This window comes from Lactobacillus isalae (assembly GCF_947539375.1).
GTDB lineage: Bacteria > Bacillota > Bacilli > Lactobacillales > Lactobacillaceae > Lactobacillus > Lactobacillus isalae.
This window is the reverse complement of sequence record NZ_OX443569.1, coordinates 358,027-383,270: the sequence shown is the minus strand read 5'-3', so window position 1 is coordinate 383,270 and position 25,244 is coordinate 358,027. Positions and strand designations below refer to the sequence as shown.

The 25,244-nt window shown below is 32.4% G+C and carries 27 protein-coding genes, 2 pseudogenes and 1 other annotated feature; of the genes and pseudogenes, 7 read left to right on the top strand and 22 right to left on the bottom strand.

The window, feature by feature from the left end; translation table 11 throughout:
• Positions 1 to 9 precede the first annotated feature (9 nt).
• The 14 genes and pseudogenes from QM512_RS01790 to QM512_RS01725 all read right to left on the bottom strand — a co-directional run bounded on the left by QM512_RS01790 (position 10) and on the right by QM512_RS01725 (position 11,430).
• A complete protein-coding gene (locus tag QM512_RS01790; protein WP_282805834.1) occupies positions 10 to 411 on the bottom strand; it encodes a hypothetical protein in 402 nt (133 codons plus the stop codon).
• Positions 412 to 413: 2 nt separating this feature from the next.
• Entirely contained in the window at positions 414 to 593 is a 180-nt protein-coding gene (locus QM512_RS01785) for a 2-hydroxymuconate tautomerase (protein ID WP_003647546.1), read from the bottom strand.
• A 52-nt stretch (positions 594 to 645) separates the two neighbouring features.
• Positions 646 to 1,203 carry an ECF transporter S component gene (locus QM512_RS01780; protein WP_282805833.1) on the bottom strand — a complete coding sequence of 186 codons (558 nt, stop codon included), beginning with the start codon at positions 1,201 to 1,203 and terminating at the stop codon, positions 646 to 648.
• A 2-nt stretch (positions 1,204 to 1,205) separates the two neighbouring features.
• Positions 1,206 to 2,036 (bottom strand): PfkB family carbohydrate kinase, encoded by an 831-nt coding sequence (locus tag QM512_RS01775; RefSeq protein WP_282805832.1) that lies wholly within the window; start codon positions 2,034 to 2,036, stop codon positions 1,206 to 1,208.
• Positions 2,033 to 2,494: a DUF7679 family protein gene (locus QM512_RS01770; RefSeq protein WP_282805831.1), complete on the bottom strand. Its 462-nt coding sequence runs from the start codon at positions 2,492 to 2,494 to the stop codon at positions 2,033 to 2,035. The genes QM512_RS01775 and QM512_RS01770 overlap by 4 nt, the downstream gene beginning before the upstream one ends.
• Before the next feature lie 23 nt (positions 2,495 to 2,517).
• Positions 2,518 to 2,943, bottom strand: a pseudogene (locus QM512_RS01765) (HI_0552 family protein); the annotation flags it as partial.
• Positions 2,944 to 3,029: 86 nt separating this feature from the next.
• Positions 3,030 to 3,530 carry a hypothetical protein gene (locus tag QM512_RS01760; protein ID WP_282805830.1) on the bottom strand — a complete coding sequence of 167 codons (501 nt, stop codon included), beginning with the start codon at positions 3,528 to 3,530 and terminating at the stop codon, positions 3,030 to 3,032.
• Between the two features lie 64 nt (positions 3,531 to 3,594).
• Entirely contained in the window at positions 3,595 to 4,047 is a 453-nt protein-coding gene (locus QM512_RS01755; RefSeq protein ID WP_282805829.1) for a GNAT family N-acetyltransferase, read from the bottom strand.
• A gap of 2 nt (positions 4,048 to 4,049) precedes the next feature.
• Entirely contained in the window at positions 4,050 to 5,846 is a 1,797-nt protein-coding gene (locus QM512_RS01750; protein ID WP_282805828.1) for a DUF2207 domain-containing protein, read from the bottom strand.
• Between the two features lie 96 nt (positions 5,847 to 5,942).
• A complete protein-coding gene (locus QM512_RS01745; RefSeq protein WP_282805827.1) occupies positions 5,943 to 7,133 on the bottom strand; it encodes an MFS transporter in 1,191 nt (396 codons plus the stop codon).
• A 25-nt stretch (positions 7,134 to 7,158) separates the two neighbouring features.
• Positions 7,159 to 8,058: an alpha/beta hydrolase gene (locus QM512_RS01740; RefSeq protein ID WP_282806437.1), complete on the bottom strand. Its 900-nt coding sequence runs from the start codon at positions 8,056 to 8,058 to the stop codon at positions 7,159 to 7,161.
• An 85-nt stretch (positions 8,059 to 8,143) separates the two neighbouring features.
• Positions 8,144 to 9,031 carry an AraC family transcriptional regulator gene (locus QM512_RS01735; RefSeq protein ID WP_282805826.1) on the bottom strand — a complete coding sequence of 296 codons (888 nt, stop codon included), beginning with the start codon at positions 9,029 to 9,031 and terminating at the stop codon, positions 8,144 to 8,146.
• Positions 9,031 to 9,936 (bottom strand): ROK family protein, encoded by a 906-nt coding sequence (locus QM512_RS01730; RefSeq protein ID WP_282805825.1) that lies wholly within the window; start codon positions 9,934 to 9,936, stop codon positions 9,031 to 9,033. Before QM512_RS01730 ends, QM512_RS01735 begins: the two co-directional genes overlap by 1 nt.
• Positions 9,937 to 10,107: 171 nt before the next feature.
• Positions 10,108 to 11,430 carry a PTS sugar transporter subunit IIC gene (locus QM512_RS01725; RefSeq protein ID WP_282805824.1) on the bottom strand — a complete coding sequence of 441 codons (1,323 nt, stop codon included), beginning with the start codon at positions 11,428 to 11,430 and terminating at the stop codon, positions 10,108 to 10,110.
• A 172-nt stretch (positions 11,431 to 11,602) separates the two neighbouring features.
• On the opposite strand from QM512_RS01725, the gene QM512_RS01720 reads away from it, so the two are divergent.
• Both QM512_RS01720 and QM512_RS01715 read left to right on the top strand, forming a co-directional pair.
• Entirely contained in the window at positions 11,603 to 12,331 is a 729-nt protein-coding gene (locus QM512_RS01720; protein WP_282805823.1) for a MurR/RpiR family transcriptional regulator, read from the top strand.
• A 131-nt stretch (positions 12,332 to 12,462) separates the two neighbouring features.
• Positions 12,463 to 13,890, top strand: coding sequence for a 6-phospho-beta-glucosidase (locus QM512_RS01715; RefSeq protein WP_282805822.1), 1,428 nt, complete (start codon positions 12,463 to 12,465; stop codon positions 13,888 to 13,890).
• A gap of 62 nt (positions 13,891 to 13,952) precedes the next feature.
• Here the strand turns inward: QM512_RS01715 and QM512_RS01710 are convergent, their stop codons facing one another.
• From QM512_RS01710 to QM512_RS01695, 4 genes are read right to left on the bottom strand one after another with little or no spacing between them, the layout of a single operon-like run.
• Entirely contained in the window at positions 13,953 to 14,351 is a 399-nt protein-coding gene (locus QM512_RS01710) for a DUF3021 domain-containing protein (RefSeq protein WP_282805821.1), read from the bottom strand.
• Between the two features lies 1 nt (position 14,352).
• Entirely contained in the window at positions 14,353 to 14,805 is a 453-nt protein-coding gene (locus QM512_RS01705; RefSeq protein ID WP_282805820.1) for a LytTR family DNA-binding domain-containing protein, read from the bottom strand.
• Positions 14,806 to 14,808: 3 nt separating this feature from the next.
• A complete protein-coding gene (locus QM512_RS01700) occupies positions 14,809 to 15,663 on the bottom strand; it encodes an ABC transporter permease (RefSeq protein ID WP_282805819.1) in 855 nt (284 codons plus the stop codon).
• Positions 15,663 to 16,517 carry an ABC transporter ATP-binding protein gene (locus QM512_RS01695; protein WP_282805818.1) on the bottom strand — a complete coding sequence of 285 codons (855 nt, stop codon included), beginning with the start codon at positions 16,515 to 16,517 and terminating at the stop codon, positions 15,663 to 15,665. Before QM512_RS01695 ends, QM512_RS01700 begins: the two co-directional genes overlap by 1 nt.
• 242 nt (positions 16,518 to 16,759) lie before the next feature.
• Between QM512_RS01695 and QM512_RS01690 the strand changes: the two are divergent.
• Positions 16,760 to 17,809: pseudogene (locus tag QM512_RS01690) on the top strand (IS30 family transposase).
• 61 nt (positions 17,810 to 17,870) lie between these two features.
• Here the strand turns inward: QM512_RS01690 and QM512_RS01685 are convergent.
• Positions 17,871 to 18,536, bottom strand: coding sequence for a sortase (locus QM512_RS01685; RefSeq protein WP_282805817.1), 666 nt, complete (start codon positions 18,534 to 18,536; stop codon positions 17,871 to 17,873).
• Complete coding sequence (locus tag QM512_RS01680; RefSeq protein ID WP_282805816.1) at positions 18,533 to 18,787, bottom strand: hypothetical protein; 255 nt, start codon at positions 18,785 to 18,787, stop codon at positions 18,533 to 18,535. Before QM512_RS01680 ends, QM512_RS01685 begins: the two co-directional genes overlap by 4 nt.
• A 259-nt stretch (positions 18,788 to 19,046) precedes the next feature.
• On the opposite strand from QM512_RS01680, the gene QM512_RS01675 reads away from it, so the two are divergent.
• From QM512_RS01675 to QM512_RS01665, 3 genes are all read left to right on the top strand, one after another.
• Positions 19,047 to 19,610, top strand: coding sequence for a hypothetical protein (locus QM512_RS01675; RefSeq protein WP_282805815.1), 564 nt, complete (start codon positions 19,047 to 19,049; stop codon positions 19,608 to 19,610).
• A gap of 122 nt (positions 19,611 to 19,732) precedes the next feature.
• Entirely contained in the window at positions 19,733 to 20,296 is a 564-nt protein-coding gene (locus QM512_RS01670) for a TetR/AcrR family transcriptional regulator (protein ID WP_282805814.1), read from the top strand.
• A 102-nt stretch (positions 20,297 to 20,398) separates the two neighbouring features.
• A complete protein-coding gene (locus QM512_RS01665; protein WP_282805813.1) occupies positions 20,399 to 20,788 on the top strand; it encodes a hypothetical protein in 390 nt (129 codons plus the stop codon).
• Positions 20,789 to 20,917: 129 nt separating this feature from the next.
• Here QM512_RS01665 and QM512_RS01660 read toward each other — a convergent pair whose 3' ends face one another.
• Together QM512_RS01660 and QM512_RS01655 are read right to left on the bottom strand one after the other, a co-directional pair.
• On the bottom strand, positions 20,918 to 22,234 hold the full coding sequence (locus QM512_RS01660; RefSeq protein WP_282805812.1) for a C1 family peptidase: 1,317 nt from the start codon (positions 22,232 to 22,234) through the stop codon (positions 20,918 to 20,920).
• 158 nt (positions 22,235 to 22,392) lie between these two features.
• Positions 22,393 to 22,758: a pyridoxamine 5'-phosphate oxidase family protein gene (locus QM512_RS01655; protein ID WP_057718931.1), complete on the bottom strand. Its 366-nt coding sequence runs from the start codon at positions 22,756 to 22,758 to the stop codon at positions 22,393 to 22,395.
• Between the two features lie 362 nt (positions 22,759 to 23,120).
• Positions 23,121 to 23,361, top strand: a binding site (T-box leader).
• 79 nt (positions 23,362 to 23,440) lie between these two features.
• On the opposite strand from QM512_RS01655, the gene QM512_RS01650 reads away from it, so the two are divergent.
• Positions 23,441 to 25,195, top strand: a complete 1,755-nt coding sequence (locus QM512_RS01650; RefSeq protein WP_282805811.1) for an oligopeptide ABC transporter substrate-binding protein — start codon at positions 23,441 to 23,443, stop codon at positions 25,193 to 25,195.
• Positions 25,196 to 25,244 lie beyond the last annotated feature (49 nt).

Sequence of the window (25,244 nt, the reverse complement as noted above, 5' to 3'; positions counted from 1 at the left end):
ATTTTTTATTTATTTTTTGGACGCTCTTCGACTAAAAAGCAACATTCCAATTAAAGTACCTATAATTAAGTCAATAATTACTGGAATAATCATAAACTTTCCTGAACTAACCATAAACATATCAACAGCTGCCCACACTATTCCAACAAGAATTCCTTTATATAGATACTCCCACTTAAACTTAAATTTTGGTTGATCTATACTAAGCCAAACACCAGCTAAAATAAAACCTAAAAATAAGCTTATAACGATAAGAATTACAAATAGACTAATTATTCTAGCTGTCGGTAAGGTGTTTAGGTTTGAAAAATCAGTTGGACTTTTAAAGCTAAAAAACAAAAAATAAACAAACCAGACTACGCTAAAACTTAGCCCCAACTTTATTAAGCGATTAATAGAAAACTTTTTCATTTTTAAGCCCTCCATTCCCCGCCTTGACCATAAGTATGTTTATCAAGTTCATTAATAATTACATGAATATGTTCTTTTGGAGCACCAGTATTCTTATGAACAGCTTCGGTGATATCTTTCATCATTTGAGTAAGTTGTTCATCGCTTCTACCCTTAATTAGTTCTACATGTACAAATGGCATTTAAAATTCCTCCTTTTTATCTTTAATCAAAATTATAACAAATCTATTTTAATTAAGCAGTCCTTCTTAAAATTCTCCTTGCGCCATCACGGACTGCAAAATATAGGATTGGAGTACAGATTGCTGTAGAAATCGAATTGATGACTGTTGCTGGTAAACTAACAAAAGAGCTCACTAAAGCCACATTCAAACTAGTTCCTACCATTAAAGCCTCTACAATCGAAACGCAGTAAGTAGTAAAAATCTTAGTTACTCCAGCAATGATTCCCAAAATAATAATATTTCTTTTACTATCCTGATAGTGCATTCCTTTATAGACCGCCGTCAAAACACTTGCAACTACCACTACTTCAAGCATTGTTAACCAAGATGTTGCGGCATAACCATTAAGTAAATCAAAACCGCCCAAGCCAATAATTCCTGCTAGCATTCCATTTCTATATCCCAGATACAAAATTGCAACAGCAGTTAAAGTATTACCAAAATGGATAAAGGGACGACCAACTAAAGCGGGCACCGGGATTCGTAAGACCCAGACTCCTAGATAAATTATCGCCGCAAATAAACCAGTCATAATTATTGAAACTAATGAGTTTTCTTTTGTTCGCATTCCTAACCTTTTTTCTCCTCTACTTTCTTCATTAACCAAGATAAGGCACCTGCATAATTAGGCCCTAACCGTTTATCTTGAGTTAAATCAGTTGCTTTAATTGCCATTTTAACAAAAGTCGCTGCCACCTGCGAACTCTCCTTTAGAGAATAACCAGCTAAAATTGCTGCTAATAAGCTGCTTGCAAACATATCGCCTGTACCAAAAAATGAACGTTCAACTTTAGCAGTTTCTATTACAAAAGTTTTATCATTGGATGAAACTCCAACAATTTTAATTTTGTCCTGCATTGAAATTCCAGTAATTAATACTTCATTTAGATCAAATTTTTTCTTTAATTCTAAACTTAGCTCTTTAATCTCATTAATCGAAAAATTTCGATACTTCTTATCCAATAACAAGCAAGCTTCAGTTAAATTAGGCGTCAAAATCGTCACGAAATTAGCAAGCATACGCATTTTTATCACATAATCTGCATCTAATCCGCGATATAGCTTGCCTGAATCTGCCATTGCCGGATCAAATAATACTTTACTATTCTTAAAAGTAGAAATATGCTGCAACCAAAAATCAATGGCACCTTTGCCCAAATAACCTAAATATAAGTTTTCAAAATAAATATTCTGCTCCTGCCAGTGAGCAATAATTTTATTCATTTCACTATTTAGACTTAAAAAAGTATTATCACCAAAACCACCAGTATGCGTAGACAAAATTGCCGTTGGCAATACATCTGGTTGATAGCCACACGCTCCCAAAATTGGAAGAGCAACGCTTAGAGAAACTTGACCAAGGCAGGAAAGATCTTGACTAATTAAAAGTTTTTCGTTCATTTCACTATTCTTTCTAACTTAAGACGTTTCTTTTTAAGAGTATAGCGTTTTGAATTCAATCTAATTTGAATTAGTTTATTATGCCAATAGATTAACGACACTTTGATTGCTAAACGATTGTACCAACAATAGTCGTGTCTTAAGTAATTATATGAATCCTTTAAATCAAGCAAATGTTCTGCCGTAACAAATTGATTTCGGCTCCAGTGCCAATCAGCAGCCCCTTTTTTATGAATTCTAATCTTTTCAATTCGACCAACTGTTAACCTAGCTCGCCCTTTAATGTACTTACTTCTAGCAACAGTAATATAGTTACCAATCATAGTTTGTTTCCAAAATTTATTGTGTTTCTTTTCAATAAAAAGTGCCCGTCTTAACACCTTACTCAAGCAATACCATTCTTTATTACCATTAGAAAGTTCAATTAAACACCAAATATATTCTTGTCTTTTTCGCAAATTTTCCCCAACTTTTTTATTACTTAACTTAGTTTTTCATACAAAGGAATTAAGACTTCAATTCCCTCTTGAATGAATTTCTCCATATTTTTAACTTCGTCATGATTACGAAATGTAAATTTTCCTAATAAAAAGCTACTTTGATTAGCTTCTTTATTAAATTGTTCTTTCTTAATCGGATCATTCAAATACTCGCTTAAGCTTAAATGATCCGCAAATTCCATTTCATTTTTATCCCAAAGATACCAATTAGACAAATCTAAATCGGCACTCCAAGCTGGTATATCATCTAGCAGTTTATTATACTGGCTCGCCGTTCCTTCACGCTGATCACTCTTGTAATATTGAAACATTAAGTAGACCTGCAATTGCTTTTTATCAAGCATAACCCCAATGCAAGGATTACAGTCAGCTAATGAATTCAAACGATAGCTAGCCAAAAAATGGTCGATTTTTTACATCCTCACCAGGTTGTCTGGCAGGGTAATAGATAATGTCATATTTTTTTAAAACACGGGTCGATAATTTTTTAGCTTTATTCGTCATCATCGTCACCAGCTTGCGCAAATGTTAACGCCAATTCAATGTCTGAATGAAGATCGCCACAGGCTAGTTTAGCGGTTTTATTAAAAGGCATATCAAATTTTTCGTTACCATCTTTTAGTAAGTTAGTTAATAAATAGTCAACAATTCGATTTAAATCCCAATAAGATAATGTACCAAACGCTTCTTGGATTGACATTAAAATTGATTCATTGTTAAAAAGCGGATCATGTAAAGTTAAGATAAATTTAGTTGAGGCAAACGGCGGTATTGGATCGACAATACTGCCATTTAATTCTTCAATAAGTTTATTGCCTTTTAACCAATATTTGGCGTGAGGGTTTGGCAAATTAGTATAGTGTTCTGAAAAAATTTGAATTAGCATTTTTTCAAGATAATCATTTAAATCACGATAATTATCTAATTGAACAATTTGATTTAATCCTTGAAGATTTTCTTTACTAACAGAAACGTTTAATTGTAATTTTTGCATAATTAAAATCCTTCTTGATCGAAAATCCAGTACATTTTATCAGTTAAAACTGTCATTTTTTATCCTATTTATAAGCTAATAAATCTACTTCAACATGAAATGCCTCGTTTCCTGGCATTTTTCCCGATTCATGTTTTAAGAATTCAAATCCCTTATGTACATATAAATTTTTGGCAGGATTACCCGTTAATACTTCTAAATAAGCTGGTCGCTTCATTTTAGTTAACGAAAATTCAATTAACTTACTTCCAATCCCTTGTTTTTGAAAACTAGGATCTACATAAAGCCACGCAAGCTCATCATCACTAAATGCGACAAAACCAACAACTTTTTCTTTCGTCTCTGCCACATAAATATTATATGAAAATAAATCCTCTTCAATTGTCGCGATCTTCAAAGGCTTAAAAGCAGCCTTTAAGTTAGCAGCCGCTAATTCTTGTTTTCTTGCTTGATCGTGAATTACACATAAATCATTGAAGTCACTTTTTTGATATTCTCTAATCTTTATTTTACTCATAATCAAAAAGCTCCTCCACCGCTGCCGCCACCAAAGCCGCCAGACGATCCACCTGAAAAACCACCTGAACCACCAGAAACAGATGAATTTAAGTTAGCTCCTGAATCAAAACTAGAATTAAAGTTATTTGCAAAACCATCTCTACCATTGCTATAAAAAGTTCCCCAGAAGATAAGATTAGTATCGTCAATTTCATCCGCAAACTCTAGCTTTAGCTGTCTTAATACTTTCTTTGAGACGCCTAAAGCAACTGCATATGGCATAATTTCTTCCCACAAAGCTAGTTCTCCCACTTCACGCATCTTAAAATTACCGATTTCATCAAGCATTTTCTTAAAGCCACGTACTTTATTTGTTTCTTCTGCTCCTTTAGCGGTATACGGTGACAATTTTTGATTGCTATAGATCGCAAGCATTACCGCTAGTCCTAATAAAATTATAGCTACTACAAATAAGCTTGCTGTTCCTTCACTTGAGAAGAAAGCTCCAACTATTCCAATACCACTAAGTACAAGCAAGATAATCATCAAGATTAAATTATTGCTCTTTTTTGACTCAATTTTTTTGTCAAAAAAGCCAGCTTGATCTGCTTCTTGAACTTTCTCTTTTTGCCATTTAGCAAAAATCTTACCTAATTTAGAAGATCGGTGTTTTTTAAGCTTATAAGTTGTAAAACTTTGACCATCACCAACATTATCAAATAGATACTTCAATAAAGAATTGGAATCTAATATATTTTTATCAAGCAAAGAAATTTCGTAATACGTTTTTCTTCTTACTTTAACAGGATCAATCTTTATTTTCTTTTGAACAGCTAATTCCATTAAGTAAGCAGTTAAAGCTTTAGAACTTGGTTTATCATCTATATCTAAAATTTCAGCAATCACAGGTGAAACAGCAGGAATATCATAAATTCTTGGCAATTGTTTTTCTTTTTCTGGTTTAACGCCTGAGTTTTTTAAAGTAAGACTTCTAATTATAACTAATACGGACAACAAACCCGAAAATATCAAAGCCCCTAAACCCAGAATCTTACTTCTTTGACGACGCTCATTAGCCTCACGCGCAAGTCTTGCTTCTTGCTCTAGAACGTAATTTCGATGATTTTGTGTTCTAATATTTTTATTTTGATTAGTCACTTCATTTGGAAAAATACTATGAACTTCGATTCCTTCATCTCCGCTAACATCGCTAGCCGTCATAATAATATTACCTTTTTCAGGATTAACTGAAATTTGTCCAGACAAATCTCCATGGGCCCAAGCTTTCAAATCTTTAACCGGTCCAGGAAAAATCACTTCTGCACGTACATTATCAAGATCTGTATCCCAGCCATTGCCAATAATTTTAAAATTAAGTTCAGCTGTATCTTTCCAGTTAATAATTGCATTGGTAATTTCATAAGTATAAATCACCGTAAATTTATCGCCATCACTCACATTATGCCAAACTTTAAAACGATAGCCATGATCGCTATGACTTAACTCATATGTATTATTTTCATGATTATTATTTGCTAAAACCGGTTGCGAGTTTTTCTCAGAAACAATCCTAACTTGCGGATTTTTTAATTCTTGATTCTCTGCCAGATTTTGCTGATAAAAAACACCATGTGCATCATCGTCAAAATCATAAGTAATCCGTCTTTCCATTGTAAGCGACCCATTAGGATTAACGCGAGCAGTAACATCGACATTCGTAATATTGTAATCTACGTCAGCTAAAGCTGGTTTAGTAAAGAAAATAATCGAAATTACTAATATTAACGTCTCGATTATTAAGTAAAAAAATTTTTTCATAAGTCCCTCGCAAATAAAAGTGAGTTTTTGCTTAATTATAACTTAATATACGAAAAAAGCGCTAGATTTTATTTCCAGCGCTTATTAACAAAATATTTAATTTTGAGCAGTAATACTCTGTTTCTTATGAACTCTTAGATAGTGACAAACTGCATAAATAGAAAAGCAAGTAAAGAAAATTGCGGATATTAATAATCCTGTTCTAGCACTTGAGCTAATTGCATTAATAATCATCGGTGAAATTGCGCAACCAACATTGACTAAAACTAAGACAATCGTTGTTGCTAAGTTAATCGAATTAGCAGGAGCCGACCAATCAAGCCAATTGTACATATATGGAACGCCGAGCCCAAAACCAATTCCTAAAATCAAGCATCCTAAACTTAGTATAATAAAGTTACTTGCTAAAGCAATTAAGAAGAAACCGATTGCTACTAAGCTAAAGCCCAGTGGAAAGATCTTGTCATGTAACTTTTTAAAGAAGAAGCCAAATGAAGCACCAATTGGAATTCCTACTAGGTTTAAAACCCCAGTTAAAGCTGAAACTTCGCTAACTGTTCCTAATTTTTCTTGAACAACTAAAGCAGGAATCTTAAAACTCATTGGCATATAAAACAAGAAAATAAAGAACATTAAAATTGAAATTAAAACAACCTTACCGTTAATTGTTTGCTTTTCTTTTGCTTTCTTTGCCACATTATTCTTTGTCTGTTTTGATGAAGGAAGTGGAACAAAGAGAATGAATAAAATCAAAACAGGAATTACTAAGAAGTAAATTGCAAAGGCTGCATGCCATGAGATGGTTAAAAGCCAGCTAATTAAAAATGACGCAAGTGCAGCTCCCAAACTTCCCATTACATTTTGATAACCAACCATTGTAGCTAATTTTTCTTCATTACTGCTATAAAACTGCGGAATTAAACTGACAGCAAGCGAATTAAACAAGCCAATACCTGCACCAATTAAAAATCTTGAAATTAAAATTGGAGTATAAGCAGTCGCATACATCGGAAAAGTACCAGCTAATAATGTTATCACCAACCCAGTAAGAATGGTTGGTTTTTCTCCTATTAATTTAATTAAAAATGGACTAATTAATAATCCAATTACAATTCCGATATTTGGAATTGTTGATAACATCTCTACTCCGGCCCTATCCACACCTGGAAACGCATGATACATCAACGGTAAAGCTGGAGCAATGGCAGGTGCCATCATCAAAAAAATCGAAATCGATAGCAGTGATATTTTAAAGATCAAATGATCTTGCGGATTCTTTTCTTTCATCTTATTTACCCCATTTTACTTATACTTAATCTTTAACAATATGCTTTCTAAAAAATTCTGCTTCTTCGTCATTAGCTTTTTTAGCTAATTCATCTTTTTGATTAATTAAAAAAACATGTGGTTCGGGATGTTTTTCATCTCCCCAGGATTTTTGAATTACTTCTACTCCCTTTGCTCTTAGGAAACCATCTAATCTAACAGCACAGTCATGGATAAAATCTTCATTAGCTGTTGAAATAAAAGTTGGTAAAAAATCTTTAGTGATATATTTTTCAACATTAATTAAATCTTGATTCTTAGAATCTTTCATTACTTCAGGATCAAAGTAAGCTAAAGTGGCTTCCATCATCATACCTGGATCCTTCATGAATGTAGCTGGAGAGTTCAAAGCAACTGCTCTAAATTTCAAATCCGTTAATTTATAGCCAAATTTTTCACGATATTCTGGATTAGTTAAAATAGCAGTATATTGTTCTGCCATCTGGCCTCCAGCCGAATCTCCCACTAAGAAAACATTATTTTTATCAAGATTATATTCATCAGCATGGTCTGCTACCCAATGAATATATTCATTTACTTGGTCAAGCTCTTTAGGAAACTTTACTTCTGGACCTAATTTATAGTTTGGATTAACAAAAGCAAATCCTCTCTTAGCCATCCCTAAACCATAAAATTGATATGTTTCTTTCGTTCCATAAACCCAACCACCGCCATGAATATTAATAATGACAGGAATTTTCCCTTTAACATTGTTTGGTAAATATAAGTCTAATAAGTTCCACTTTGGATCTTCACCATATTGAATGTCGTTTATGCGCGTAACTTCTGGAATATCATGTGGCAATCCGCCATCTCTTTTATCATCATTTTTCTTCCAGTCCGTACGCATTTTTTCAACTGCCTCTAAAATATTTTGATCTTTCATCATATTTCCCTCTCTCATTGAATTCGCTTACATAATAACTAAAAATTAATACAAAAAATAGGTCAATCTTAACCATTAATTGGCTTTAATTGACCTCTTTCACTAAATTTTTCTTCATTTTTGATGCACTTTGGCCATATAGCTTGTCAAAGGCGCGGTTCATTGTCCTAATGCTAGAAAAACCATTGTCAATGGCAATCTGCGTAAGGTTCTTTTTTCGACTTTTCAACTCCTTATAAGCATGTTCAGCCCTAACATTATTAATGTATGTTTCGACTGTGAGTTCCATTTCTTTTTTAAAAAAACGTGCTAAATATTCTTTAGAAATATTACATTTATTTGCAATAAGAGCTAGATTAAGCTCTTCTTGATAATGGTTATTTACATATTGTGTAATATATTGCAGTCGATTGATGATATAAGCTTTGCGATCACTAATCTGCTTTTGATCTTTTTTATCTTCAGTAAAATTAGTCAAAAGCAAGCATAAAATCTCATCAATTAAACGCTGCTGTTCTAAATGTTTAGTTGGAACTTCTAAAAAACTAACTTTAATAAATTGACCAAGCAACCCTTGCAGATGAGAATAAGCTAGTTTCTGCTCATTACTAAAATTAGCTGGATCATTAATCTTAATAATCTGGTGCGCAATATCTGGATATAAATTTATAAGATAATCATATGGAAAAATAATCGATAAAGCTAAAGAATCCTTATTTTTAAAATTATGAATACTATGAATTTCTTGCGTATTTACTACCAAAATTGTTCCAGATTTTGAAGAATAATGCTTTTTATTGATCAAAAAATCATCTATTCTGCCATTTTCAACATAACTTAATTCAATTCCGCGATGCCAATGTGGGGCAATATATTTTTCGGAATTATTATCATGAAAGACAAAATACCAAACAGGCAATGGATCAGTTGGAACTACAATTTCATGTTGCTTGATTTTTTTACCATATGTCATTATAATTTTTCGCCATTTACACGGATAAAGAGATTATACAGAGCACCGTAAAGATTAGCTCCATTCTTAAATTTAGCTTCAACTATCTTTGGACGAGTAAAAGTATCTCTAATTATTTTATTAGCTGCTAAAACTTCATCATAAGCTTGATTAATTCCCTGAACAACAATTGGCTGAGCAGAAATACCGCCACCAATTGCAATTGCATCTAAATCAACGACTGCTTGAATATCAATGATAATAGCAGCAATTCTCTTACAATACTCATCAAAAATATTCTTCGCATTTTTATCTTCATTATTAATTGCATCAAAGGCAGCTAACCCATCAGTTTCATCATCATTCTCAATTGCTTTATTAACATTCTTGATCATTTGTACAGCCGAAGCATAACCACCAGCAAATCCGTCAAATCCTGGTTCTTTCATATTAAGCTGCAAGAAACTTAATTCACCTGCTTGAAAGTGCGCCCCGTTTAAAAGTTGACCGTTAACAATTATTCCTCCGCCAACTCCAGTACCTAAAGTAATCGCAGCACAATTTTTCATATCTTTCAAGCTACCAAGCCAGTTCTCTGCTAAGGCGCTAGCTTTACCATCATTAATTACTGCAACTGGTAGACCATATTTTTTATACCTTTCCGCAAAATCAATTCCATCAAGAAAAGGAAGTGCTCCACCAAAATGAATTTTAGTATGAGCGATTTTTCCTGGCGCACAAAAAGCTAATCCTTTAACCCCCTTCCTGACATATTTATCTACAATCTGATCAATATTTTTTAAAAATTGTTCTTTATTATGTGATGTCTTGATTTTGCCTTGTTCAAGAATATTTCCTGCATTATCAAGTTCTGCATATTTTACGTTAGTTCCACCAATATCAATGCTCAAATAATTCTTTTTCATTATTATCCTTTCTTCTAATGTTTAGCGCTTACAAAAGATATTTTATGGTGTATTTATTTATGAAACAAGTCACTTATTGACATTTTTTAAGTTAGATATTGATATAGAAAGAGTCCATTAATGTTTTTGCTTATTAATGAACTCTCTAATATTCAACTAAATGATTAAAACTTATTTTTTACTTTGTTCTTGTGCATAAAGCATGTTGTCATATTTACGGGCAAATGGTAAATATAAAAAGAAACTAACAATCAAAATTATTGCTTGCCAAATAGCTACTTTCCATCCTCCAATTAAGAATCCAGATATTACTGGAGGAGTCGTCCAAGGTACTTGTACACCATTCAAATATGGCAATATTCCTGCTTTAATTAATAAATATGTCGAACCAGCAGACAAAGGCGGCATAATAAAGAATGGTACTGCTAATAAAGGATTCAATACAAGCGGAACACCAAATAGCACAGGTTCATTAATATTAAATATTCCCGGTACCAATGCTAACTTACCTATTCCTTTCATTTGTTGGGATTTAGCAAAGAAAGTCATAAACACTACCAAGCCAATTGTCATGCCTGCACCAGTTACAGTTGAAAACTGATCAAACAATCCCTGAATAACAATATGACCACCATGAGCAGCATCTACATAACCATATTTTTTGAAAATAGCTGCATTTTGTAATGCATTTGCACTTAAGATTGGTCCAACTATTCCACCAACCAAGGTTGAGCCATGAACACCAAAGAACCAGAAAAATGGCACTAAGAGCGTCATTATTAAAATTCCACCAAATGAGTCAGATAATCCTTGCAATGGGGTCTGAATAGTATGGTAAATCCACTCTGTAAGTGTAGTTCCAGCTACTTTATCAAAGAATGCATACACAGCTAGCCAAAGAGTCGTTAAAACAGCTGCAGGAATTAAAGCTACAAATGATCCTGCTACAGCTGGTGGAACTTGATCTGGCAACTTAATAGTAATCTTATTTTTAACGAACCAGGAATAGATCCACCCTGTAATCATACCAATGATAATAGCTGCGATCATTCCTTGACCGCCTAACCATGTACGATCTATAAAGCCACTTAATAAACTAGGTGCTTTAGCTGAAGAAATAATTGTCTTACTACCATCCATTACCGCTGTAGTAGGATTCATAATAATCAAAAAGCCAACAAATGCAGTCATTCCTGCTGGTAACGGGTCCACTTTATCATTCTTAGCCCAAGTGTAGGCAATCCCAACTACAGCAAAAACTGCAACAATCCCAAATGAAGCATTATAGGCTTGATTCCAAAAACGTGTTAAACCCGTTTGATCCATCCATTGAGCAACACTGGGTACTGGGAAGGAAGCTAAAAGTAAAAATAGCGATCCGACCATAATAAATGGTAATGATAATAACATCCCATCTCTTAGAGCACGTATTGCTTTAGTATTTACGAATTTCATAACTGGTGGCAATATATGCTTATTAACGAAGTCTTTCATAATTTTCCCCTCTTTTCATCTCTTACATACTCAATTTTATGAAAGCGCTATTAATAATACAATATACCTAGATCATTCTGAAACGAGTTTGAAAAGGAAGTATAATATTCCTTAATTGGAACATAGTGTTCTTTTAGTACTAATAAGATATATATTTATTTTGGAGGTTCATATGGCCTTTTTTGGATTCAAAGACTTATCTTCTCTTTCTAGTGTAGATATGGCTCTATACCGCTACGTAACTGAAAATAGTGATAAAGTTGTGTACATGCGAGTACGCGATATTGCCCAGAAGACTCATGTCTCGAATTCTTCAGTAATGCGCTTTATTCATAAAATGGGATTCGATAGTTTTCCAGAATTTAAAACATTTATAAAAAATAAAAATGAAGGCAATCCAGCTATCCATACCTTTAATTTTATCGATAAAAATAATTTTCCAAGCGATATAGTTAACAAGGTTAAAATTGTTGCAGACAAATTATTTGAATGTGACAACATTATATTTTTAGGTATGGGGTCATCAGCCTATACTGCTGGATATACTTCACGTCAATTAGCTTCCCTTGGTTATAATACTAGTCTAGTAACTGATCCTTTTTATCCTTTACATGCACGTTTAAGAAATACAAGTAATAATGCGTTAATTTGCTTTTCTGTATCGGGAAAAACTACTGAATTAATTGAACTTTTAAATAGTTTTGTTAATGATGAAGATACGACCATCATTTCTATTACTGGTGATCCTACAAGTACTATTGCACGTATGAGCAGATATTCACTAACATACCATGAAAAAGAATATAGACTCCACCGATACTACGATCTATCTTCACAAATTCCAGCAATGTATATCGTTGAAGCAATTGTCACAACATTACGCAATCAACTAGACAATTAGAACACCTTGTTCCAAACCTGGTATCTAAATCTAATACTAGAAAGCTTTACCTAAACTAATAATATGTCTTCCATCAAAGTAAGCTCTTTCATATAATTTTTCTTAGTTAAAACAGTACAAGGAGAAAAATTATGAGAAGAACACTTAATAAAAATTTTCTTTGGGGTGGTGCAGTAGCTGCTCATCAATTAGAAGGTGCATATAACGAAGATGGTAAAGGACTATCTATTGCCGACTTCATGACATTAGGCAACCATGACCATCCACGGAAGTTAACAAATACAATTGAAACTGATCAGTATTATCCTAATCATCTTGGTAATGATTTTTATCATCATTATAAAGAAGACATTAAATTGATGGCTGAAATGGGATTTAAAGCTTTTAGAACTTCAATTGCTTGGACACGAGTATTCCCTAACGGAGATGAAGATAAACCAAATGAAGAGGGGTTAAAATTTTATGATCGAGTATTTGACGAGCTACTCAAATATCATATTGAGCCGGTCATTACCTTGTCTCATTTTGAAATGCCAATTAATCTGGTCAAAAAATATGGCGGTTGGTCTAATCGAAAGTTAATAGGTTTCTTCACTCGCTTTGCCCATGTTTGTTTTGAACGATATCATAATAAAGTGAAATATTGGATGACATTTAACGAGATTAATAATCAAACAAACTATGAAAGTGATATCTCTGTCTATGAAAATTCAGGAATTAAATTTAAACCTGAAGACGATAAAGAAAAGCTTATGTACCAAGCGGCACATTATGAATTAGTTGCTAGTGCTGAAGCAGTCCAAATTGGTCACGCAATTGATCCGTCCTTGAAAATTGGCTGTATGTTAGCCTTTTGTCCTATTTATCCTGCATCTTCTGATCCTCAAGATATTCTCTTTGCTAATCGCGCAATGGATACTCGCTTGTATTTTGGAGATGTGCATGTAAATGGAAAATATCCTAACTGGTTAAAGGCATACTTTGAGAATAAACATTTTAATCTAGATATTACTGATAACGATTTAAAGATTTTAACAAAGGGGACAGTCGATTATGTCGGTTTTTCTTACTACATGTCATTTGCTGTTAAGTATCCAAATCATTTGAATTATCAGGAATATTCTGACTTAATAGCTAATCCGTTCATTAAAACAAACGATTGGGGTTGGCCAATAGATCCAGTAGGTTTACGTTACGCACTTAACTGGATGACAACCAGATGGCACAAACCACTCTTCATTGTTGAAAATGGTTTTGGTGCATATGATAAATTAACCTCAGACCATAAAATTCATGATGACTATCGCATAGATTATTTACGCTCTCATATTAAGCAAATGAAACTAGCGGTAACTGAAGATGGTGTGGATTTAATTGGTTATCTTCCATGGGGATGTATTGATTTAGTAAGCGCAAGTACCGGTGAAATGAAAAAACGATATGGTTTCATTTATGTCGACGAGGATGATTACGGTCAAGGCACACTTAAAAGATATAAAAAAGATTCATTTGATTGGTATAAGAAAGTTATTGATTCAAACGGTGAAAATTTAGATTAATAATAAAAAAATAAGCCATAGTTTTTTGAAAGCTATGGCTTATTCTTTACCTTACATTTTATTTATCGTCTACTTCTCTTTTTTATCTGTTGGTTAATCTTTCTAATATCTCTTTGCTGTGTTAAACGAATTATAATCCAAATTACAATATATACGAGAATGAAAATAAGCAAAGTTTGCCAGTTAATAATCCAATGATTAAGTATCATCATTATTGAAAATAAACTGAATGTTCCAATTAAATGAAAAACTAAAGCAAGTAAATAAGATAAATCAGCCTGAAACAAAAAACTTAATTCTCCAATCAGACCACTACAAATAAAAACAATTAAAACACTTTTTAAAGGAACATCAATATCTCCAACATTATTTGAGACTATCCCAAGAATAAATAAATACGTAATTGCGCCAAATCCTATTCCAGTTACAAAATAATCTAAAATTTTTTGCCAAATTTTCATTTTATAATCCTAATTTCTTTTCTAATTCAGGTAAGTATTTTCTTGATACATCAGTTTTTTGCTTAAAGTCTAATCTTGCAACCATGTTACCAGTGAATCCCGCTTCAAGCGATTCAAGATAATTCAAATTAATAATTCCATGCTTAGAAACTTGTACAAAATCATTATTTAGTTTTTCTAAAACTTGATACAAGCGCCCATTAGTCTTAATAACTGCACTTGTTGTATAAAAAGTTAATTCAATTTTTTCAACTTCAATTTTAATGATCTCATCAATTTTTACAGTTAAAATTCTATCTTCCGTTTTAACAGGCAAAATAGAACCTACCTTTTTATCGAAATTCTTAATATAATCTATTAGCTTCTTTACTTGCTGCGTCTCTTCGACAGATACTACTTTAACTTCAATTTGATCTTCTTTTAAATTAGAATTTGGCTCAAATTCTACAATCACGTATTATTTCTTCTTTCTACCCAAAATGAGTGCTAAAAAACTCACTACAATTCCTAAAACAGCCGACATAACTATTATCATCAAAGCATTGTCCCAATTATTCAATTGATGAGAACCAAGTTTAAAGTGAATTCCTAAGTATTCAATCAACGCTTGACGCATTCTAGCCGGAACATCTTGCTGGCTTATTTTATTTAAAAGTAAACTTCTAAAGCTTGCTGCTTCATAACTACTTGGAAATAATTTTACTATATTTTGAGCTGTTTTTGATAAAGTTCCATATGGCATATAAGTAGCTACCATAAACCCAGCCGCTGCTCCAATTACTGCAGATAAACGGCTGAAAGTAGTTGACGAATTAATAAATAAAACAATTACTAAGTTCAACAAGGTTGCGCAGACTGCCCCCAATAACATAAATCCTAAACTAGGTAAATATGCACTGGTCGCAATTTTTACCTGATCTACTACTGAGAAATAAACCGCCATGACGATAAACGTAACGATCTGCATCAAAAAACTCACTATAGTAGCTGATACTACATAAGCCATACTCTCACTAATTGGAGTTAAGGCAGTTAATTTCATATCATCTATTGCCCGATTCTCTCTATCATTGACCATTTGACCAAGAGCTTGAAATGAAGTAGTAATTCCCGCTATTGAAACAATCCCACCTAACATCCATAAATCTAATAGCTGTTTTGCATGATTTACATATCTCCAGGAACTAACAAGATTTTGTTGTAAAAATCCAATATAAATTATAAATGAGATTAAAGCCCCAAAGCATGACATGACTACTCCCGGCTTATTGGCAAAATAGATTTTGATATTTCTTTTAATTAAGGCAATCATTATTGCAATTCCTTTCCTGCAACTTTAATAAAAGCATCATCAATTGATCCTTTTTGGTATTCAAATGAAATAATCTTTGATTCATTACCTTTTAACAACTCAATTACCTGTTGACTATCTAACCCATCTATCTCAACTTGATCTCCCTTAGTACGAAAAGGTTTATAATCTGTTTTGATTTTTTGATCTCTTTTTAGGATTAGTTTTAATTTGTTTGGAGCATATTTTTCTTTAATTTCTTTTGCTGATCCATTAGCTAGAACATTTCCATTTTCTAAAATATACATTTGATCCGCATTTTCAGCTTCTTCTAAATAATGAGTAGTTAGAAAAATCGTTAACCCCTGTTCTTTCTGCAATTTTTGCAGTAAATTCCAAATTACGATTCTTGTTTGTAAATCTAGCCCAGTTGTCGGCTCATCTAAAAATAAAATATCTGGATGATCAATTAATGCTCTAGCAATATCAACTCTTCGTCTTTGACCGCCAGACAAGGTACCATATTTTTGATTTAAAAAATTTTTGATCCCAATTAACTCAATTAGAGTTTCAAGCCACTTTTTAGAAACGTTGTGATACATGTGTGCCCTCAAATATAAATTATCTTTAACAGTCAAAACATTATCTAAAACACTATTTTGAAATACAATACCAATTTTTAAATTTGGAGCATAAGTAATTGTGCCACTGGTTGGCGTAAGTAGACCTGTCAAAATATTAATAGTAGTTGATTTACCTGCACCATTAGTACCTAAATAAGCTACTAACTGTCCCCGATCAATTTGTAAGTTTGCCTTATTTAGGGCTAACTTTTTGCCATATTTCTTAGTTAAATTAAAAGTTTCAATCAACATAAAAAAGACTTCCTTTCTGAATTCACTATTAGAATACAGAGAGAAAGTCTTTTTGTGATCGATATATAAATGAACGGTTTTATTTCTTAAATAAGTTGCAGAAATCTTAACTCAAAATTTTTTATTTATTTAATTTTATAAACCCGCTGATTGTAAAATTAAATTGAACACTTGATAAAAAGTCCATTCGGACCTGTTTGATAGAATGTAGTTACCACACAACATTTAGAAACGAGGTCAAAATGGACTCTTTACATTCTACCATGAATCAGCACATTAAAGGCAAGCATATATCATTCGAGGAAAGAGTTATTATTCAATTGCGTTTGAAAGATGGCTATTCTTTGCGTGCAATTGCCCGTGCATTAAACTGTACTCCTTCTACTATCAGTTATGAGGTTAAGCGCGGTACTGTAGAACTGTATCATGGCAAAGTCAAAAGATATAAGGACTTTCAAGGACATGATGTATATCAAGCTCATCGTAAAAATTGTGGGCGCAAATCAGACTTTCTCAGGAAAACTCAATTCATGCGCTATGTCCACAAACATTTCTTTAAAGACGACTGGTCGCTTGATGTGTGCAGTAATCGTGCCACTGCTGTTGGCGCATTTAGCAGCAGAGAGGTTGTCTGTACTAAGACTCTTTACAATTATGTCGACCAAGGTCTATTAGATATACATAATTACGACTTGCCAGAGAAGCTTAAACGCAATACCAAGCTTCATCGTATTCGCAAAAATAAGAAAAAACTTGGCAGAAGCATTGAAGAACGTCCTAAAGAGATCAATAAACGTAATGAGTTTGGCCATTGGGAATGCGATTTAGTTCTCGGACATAAGAGCAAAGCTGATGAGGTGCTGCTAACCTTATCTGAGCGTATGAGTCGTGAGTTCTTAATTCTTCGTATTTCTGACAAGACTTCTGTCAGTGTCATGCAGGCCTTTAAAGAACTCTAAAGGCAATACAGCGAACATTGGAATGATATTTTTAAAACCATTACCACTGATAATGGCTCAGAGTTTGCAGATCTTTCCAACCTAGAAAAAGCATCCAATACACTGGTTTACTATGCCCATCCTTACACTTCTTGTGATAAGGGAACAGTTGAAAGACACAATGGTCTTATTCGCAGATTCATTTCTAAAGGAGAAGCAATAGCTAACTATTCTTTACAAGACATCATTGATATTGAAACCTGGTGCAATTCTTTGCCAAGAAAGAAACTGGCCTATCATACACCAGATGAAATCTTTGAAAGAGAATTAGATCTAATCTATCAAGCAGCTTAACTAAAAGTGTTCAATTTATTATTGCAATTTGCGAAAATACTATAACTTCGGACGTGCCTTACTATTTTTCAAATTTAAATTTTTTTCTGTAAAAACTATCTCTTATTGATTTTTTCAACTGCGAAAATTTATACGTTTTTATTAGCCGAGCTCTAACAAGTACGCGTTTTTTATTGTCATTGGTACAAGTCAACATAGTTAACCAATTTTTCTTAGAATTAACTACTAAATTAACTTGATTTGGAAAAATAATGCTAACAGACTCTATTTGGTATTCTTTTACTAGCTTAAAATTGGTAATAAATACTTTTCTTTCGATAAGATAATTGTTTGCAAGTGGTGAAAATAATGCATTACTAAATGGACCTAAATTATGTGCTCCAACAATAATATTTGAATTACTATCTATTTTTCTTTTCACTAACATCCCTGCTCCAAATTGATATACAGCATCATTAGTATTTTCTGCTACGGGAATATCAATCTTTAAACTAGGAACAGTAAGGACTGCCTGATATTTAAGATCATTTTTAAAAAATTGTTTTATTAAAGATAACAAGCTTATGCATCTAACTGAATTCCAATCATTATTATTCTGCATGTTATCTACATTACTGATTTCAGGTTGGTAAAAATCAATGATCCAACTTTCTAAAATCGGACTAAAAAAATCTATCCCAATAAAAAACAATCCAATTATTAACAGTCGATATATAAATTTTTTCATGCTTCTTTTTTATTCTTAAGCGCTGTACTAATAAAATCTATGCAATTTACAATTGGAAAACTTAAAATTGCAAAGCCTAAATTTCTTAATTCGTCACTTCTCTTATCATAAGCAACAGTTGGTAATTTTTTAGTGGTATAAACCGATTTTTCATGCAATACTTTACGTTGAAGACTGTTACCAAAATTAATAGTAAAAGACAACAGTATTATTAAGATACTTCCCATATACCAAAGTTTTCTATGTTTCATAAAAGTTCTCCCTATAATCTTCATCAGTTGATTTCTAAGAAATTATAGCAAGGTATTAGTAAAAAATTATTGTTTTCACTTAAATACATACACAAAGTAGAAGTGGTAAACAATGTATGTCAAAAGTAAATACAATGGTAATCTTTACTAATGTAGCTAGATAACTAAAGAGAGGAAAATTTTATGGATTTTCGAAGTATAAATACTAGAAATAGAATTTTTAGAGGATTTATCAAAGTATTAGAAGAAAAACGCTTTAGTGAATGTACGACTTCCGATATTCTTAACTACGCAGAAATTAGCAAAAAGACCTTCTATAACTACTATTAAAAATAAACAAGAATTATTAGAAGATCTAGAAAATGAATTATTAGTAGGTTTATGGAATGCTTTGGAAGAGGACCGAGCCAAACTACAAAAAATTGAAATTAATAATTCTACTGAAAAAATTAGAACGGCAACTAAATTGGCTTTTAATTCTACTCTAGAGTATTGTGACGCGTATAGAGAAGAATTAGTTTCTCTCCTTTCATCTAACGGAGATATTTCTTTTCATAACGAAATAATTAAGTTAGCAAACAAAGAATTCGATCTTAGATGTCCCCATTTATTTAGCATTAATCCTCAAACTTGTACTGTACCCGAGCTAAGTACATATGCTGTTTTTAAAGTGATATATGTAGATGCTATTAAAAATGCATTAATTCTTTGGTTAACCCATTATGATGACATGACTTTAACGGATATCAAAGCTTTAACTGCCCTAGTGCAAACCAGTTCACCTGTTGAATTAATGCAAATTCTTGCTCAAAGACAAAATTAGAATAATTTTATAAAAAAGTAAACACAATGTGACAAACTTATATCTTTAGATAATTGAATTTAGTAACATGTTTACTCAAAATTAAATTTAGAGCAAAAATTGAAGAGGTTGAAACTATAGAAATGGATATAAGAATCAATAGTACTGTAGAGCAAATTCATTATGGATTATTTGAAACAATGGAAAACATTCCTTTTAGAAAAATTACTAATCGAGATATAATTAATAATTCACACGTTAGTTCTAGAACGTTCTATCGCTACTTTAAAGATAAAAATGAATTATTAGAAAAAGTTGAAGATGGACTTATTTCGGACCTTATAAAGTTGTTAAAAAAAGATCGTAAGCTACTAGAAAAAGAGACTAAAGAAAATAAAGTTATCTCATCTGAGGCTAATAGTTATTATCATACTTTGACTTATTGTGCTAAAAAGCGAAGAGAAATCCTACTTCTTCTTTCTCAAAATGGAGATATCGGTTTTCTAATTAAAATTAAAAATTTAGGTAGAAAAGAACTTGAAAAAAGATTTAAATTAACAAATCGACAATTAACCAATCAATTTTATTTGGATAATGCAGTTGATAAAAATCTAAATGTCGTTATTAACTGGCTTATTTATTATGACAATCTTTCAAAAAATAGTATTAGCAAACTGTTATGTGAATCTTATTCAGAATTTTTTTAGGAATAAAGTAAACAAAATACGGCAATTATAAACTAATCGATTGTTGAGCAAGGTATCTTTTCTTCGCTAAGATAAAAAAGGTATTAGAAATGAGCACGAAAAATGAAAAATACAAATAATACATTCAACAACCATCAATTAATAGATCAAATTCAAGCTTCACTTGAACAAGATCGAAGAAAATTGCAAACCCAAAATGATATAATTGCTGAAACAAAAAAGAAGACAATCACCTTATCTTCTTACTCAAATACATTTAGATATTTTGTAAAAAATCAAAATCAAATTCTATTGTTATTCTGTAACAATAGCTCATGCTGGTTAGAAATAAGAAAAATTTTTAAATATGACCAAGTCGAAAGAATAAATTTTATTTTTCAAAAAATGAATTCAAATAAGCCAATAAAATATCAACTTCCTAACTCTATTTGGTTAAATCAACAAACTGATAAAGTTATAAATTATCTAATACAGCAATTACTTTGTAAATAAAATGGTGTCGGAAAAAATTACAAATTAGGATGATCAAATAATTTTTCTGTCTCACTTTTACCTATCAAAAAGACTTTCTCTCTAAAACTATAGAAAGAAAGTCTTTTTGATACTCTAAATTACTGGTGTTTATAAGCCAATATGTGCCCAAGGTTTCAAATCAATAGCTGGCTCTTCCCAGAGTTTAACTATGTCTTCAGGTAAGTATTTCTTATCAACAACTACGTCGTAAACATATTCTTCAAACCACTTCTGGCTCATTTCGTAGAAACCCTTATGACCATATTTATCGCCCCAAGAATTTTCAACCTTCCACTTGCGAATCTCACCATTGTCTTCATCAACACCGACTAAGGTCATATCGTGTGTTGCAGAGCCTTCACCAGTAGCTAACCGATCAGCCTTACTCATTTGCGTATCAACGTCAAACAGATCATCAGTCTTATATAGCTCAGTATCAAGGAAACCAGTTTTACGCTCCATCTGCTTTAAAACATCGTTTCCAAAAATAACTGCTTTGCCATCCTTTAATTGTGCTGCAGCTGCTCTTGCTAAAACTTCAATTGGTACATTCAAGCCCGTAATTGGTTGACCGCCAGCAACGTTATCATATAAACCTTGGTGATAACGTTTGTTGTAATCATAGTTAGGTGAGTTTAACAAAACAACATAATCATCCCAATTAAAATCTTTCAGATACTTTTCGGCAAATTGGCGTGGAGTGAGATCTTTTTCTAAATGATATTTTTTATCATCATCTCGATATTCTAAATCAAACTTCTTAGGTGGCTCACCCAAAGCTACTGCAGCCATTCGGTAAACTTCATTTAAAAACTCTTTCTTAGCCTTTTCTGCTTCTTCGAGCTTACCTTCTTGAACTAACTTACGTAATACTAACGCATCTTTTCTTTCCTTACGAGCCAAAGAATCAATTAATGCAGTGGTGTTGTTTGATGTAGCATTCTCTGGCATTGCATATGAAGGAACCACTCCATATTTTTTAACCAAATTAATTGCCATTTGCCATAGACCACCGTCTTGACCTGCAAAATTAAGCCAAGTCTCAACTTCACGATCATCAATTGACTTATCTGCCAAACGAATCATGCTATCATAAAAGGCATTTGCTCTTTCAATTTTATCCCAAAAGAAGTTATATGCTTGTGAGAAAGTAAAATCTTTAACGTGATATTTCTTACCAAAATGATGACGTAAAACATTTAATGTTGCAAATTCCCAGCAGCGACCAGAATGTTTTTGGTCAGTTACCCCACCAATATCAAGTTCGGTTGAAAATGTATGATTTAACCGCTTTGAAACATCATCATTAAATGAAGCTTCAAATAATCCATTTTGACGAGCAGCGCGAGATGCTACTTTATTTTTATTGTCTTTATTAAAATCTGCAGAGAAAGCTGCTAGTTCTTGTTCTGATAAAGCACCCATTTTTATTTTCTCCTTTTAATCATATAATTTAATTCAATTAATTTTAATCTTACATTAATATAAAAAATAAGCAAGTTATCTAGCAAAAAAAGACTAAGTATTTTATCAATACTCAGTCTTTCTTAATTTATTCAAATTACACGCAGAATAACTTTTAATTATTCAAAAATTTCGTCAATATCTAATACTACTACATATGCATTAGGAGTATCGGTTCCAGAAACGATTTTCTTGGCATATTCGTCATCTTCGTGAACATGTGGAGTAGCCAAAACTTGTACGGCAGTATGAGAAGGAACATCTGCTGCAACTAATGCTACTTTAGAACCATTTTTAATATTTTCAAAAGCTGCGCCTTTTGTTTTTTCAAGATATTGCATATGACTTGGATCTAATACAGTCATTGAACCTTTAGGACCAACTTGTGGATTACCGTTTTCATCAACAGTAGCAATGTAAACTAAATTATTCTTAAAAAGATCTGCTTGCTTGTCAGTTAATTTATTTGTATCTAATTTTTTCATAGTATATAGTTCCTTTCTATCACTAATCATCCATAAGTATAAGCCTATTTAATAAAAAAATCTTCTTTTTTGCTTACATTTTCATAATATTTCCATCAAATTAAATAACGTTATTTTAATAAATCACAGCAAACAAATTTTATATACACTCTTTTTTCTTTACATACAGCATTATTATAAATAACAACTTTTTTGCAAAACTAGTATATATTTATAAATCTCTTCTTAATTTTTTTGCATTTACCAAATTGTAATTTATCAGGCAATCATAAAATATTATTTATATTAAAAATAAGAAAAATATAATTTATTATTGACTTATTTTCAAATCGGCGTATTATTATGAGCACAAACATTATTATCAAACAGCTTTGATAAGGAAAAGTAATTAAGAAACCACCCTTGCAGAGAATTTCTGGTTGGTGTGAAGAAATAGGTAGGCTCTTAATGAAAATCACCTTTGAGCGTAAACTACGATTTAGAGTAGTTTAAGGGACAGCCCTTTATAGCGACGGCGTATCGTTCTTTTGTATTGAACCGTACGTTATTTAAAGACTAGTTTTCTAGTAAAAATAGGTGGTACAGCGACAAGACGCCCTATTGGATCAAGTGATCTAATGGGGCGTCTTTTTGTTTTCTTAATCATGCTGTTATTGGATTTTTGACGAAAGGAGAATTTTATATGAAAATGTCAAAATCCAAACTGCTGTATGTAGCTCTCGCAAGTTCACTCACCATTTTGTCGACAGCTTGCGGGGCCAAGAAAACTGATTCGAGTAATCAGGCGATTAAGTTTGCTCAAACCGTTCCCAAAAAACAAATTAAAAAAGGCGGAACTTTGACGTATGCTTTGGAAAACGACTCACCGTTTACCGGAATTTTTTCTGCAGAAATTGCAGATACTACTCCTGATTCCGAAGCTGCTGCACCCGGGGATGAACCATTATTTGATATTAATGATCAGTATCAAATCACTAATAAAGGAGCTGCGAGTCTAACTTTAAACCATAATAACAATACTGCTAAAATCAAAGTTAAAAAGAAAGTTCGCTGGTCAGATGGGAAACCGGTAGTTGCTAAAGATTTAGAGTACGCTTACGAAATTTTAGCTAACCCTAAAGTACATACTACCCAATATACTTCTACACTTGAAGATATTAAAGGAATGGCTGAGTATCATTCAGGAAAAGCCAAAAATATTTCAGGCATCGAAATGCCGGATGGTCCTAACGGAAAAACTTTAGTGCTTCATTTTAAAGAATTAAACCCAGCTATGCTAAACACAGCTAATGGATTTTATTGGGAACATGCCGCTCCTTATCATTACTTGAAGAAGGTACCTTTCGACAAACTAGTTTCTAGTGACCAAATTAGGAAGCATCCGCTCTACTTTGGCCCTTACAAAATGGACAAAACTGTTCAAGGCCAATCAACTAGCTGGTCAAGAAATCCATATTACTGGCGTGGAAAACCAAATTTTGAGCATATCTATATGTCAAATATTACTAGTTCTAACGTATCACAAGCAATCAAAAGTAAAAAATTTGATGTTGCTGGAGTTTTAAGTTCTCAATGGGAACAAGTAAAAAATACAAAAGATGTTAATTTCGTTGGTAAAAAGACATCTAACTATGACTACCTAGCTTTCAAAGTTGGTAAATGGGATGCAAAACTAGGTAAAAATGTAGAAAATCCACATGCGAAGATGAATAATCCCGCTTTAAGAAAAGCTATGGCATATGCTATGAACATTGATGTTATCAATAAGCGTTTCTATCACGGATTAAATTACAGAATTAATTCTTTAATTCCTTCACAATTTACCCCTTATTACGACAAAAACATTCCAACTTATTCATATAATTTGAATAAAGCAAACGCGCTACTAGACAAAGCTGGTTACAAAAAAGCACCTGGTGCACTCTATAGAAGACAACCCAATGGTAAGCCACTAGTAATTAACTTAGCAGTTCGCGGATCTAATGAAAATAGTGAAGCTATCTGGCGTAATTATATCCAACAATGGAAAAAAGTTGGTCTAAATGTAAAATTTCTTGGTGGTCGTCCAATGGAATTCAATCGCTGGGTGGATGCTGTTAAATCAAGCGATCCTAAAATTGATGTACTAGAAGGGAGTTGGAGTGCTCCGGGAGATCCTTCTCCAAGTATTTTTTATGGCGAAAAAATGCAATATAATTTTGCTCGGTTTGTTTCTCCAACTAACACTAAGTTATTAGATGAAATTGATTCTGCAAAAGCTTTTAATAAACAATATCGAGTTCAAAAATTCCATGAATGGCAAAGATGGATGTATAAAAAAGCTTACGTAATTCCAACTAGCAGTGCTTACTCTGTAGCTGCTGTTAACAGTAAAGTAACTGGATGGTCATTGAGACCTTCGGTTAATGTTTGGTATGAGGCTGGCTTTAGCAAATAAATATCATTAATGTACTTATAGAAATAAAAACAATATCGACTTGTCCTAA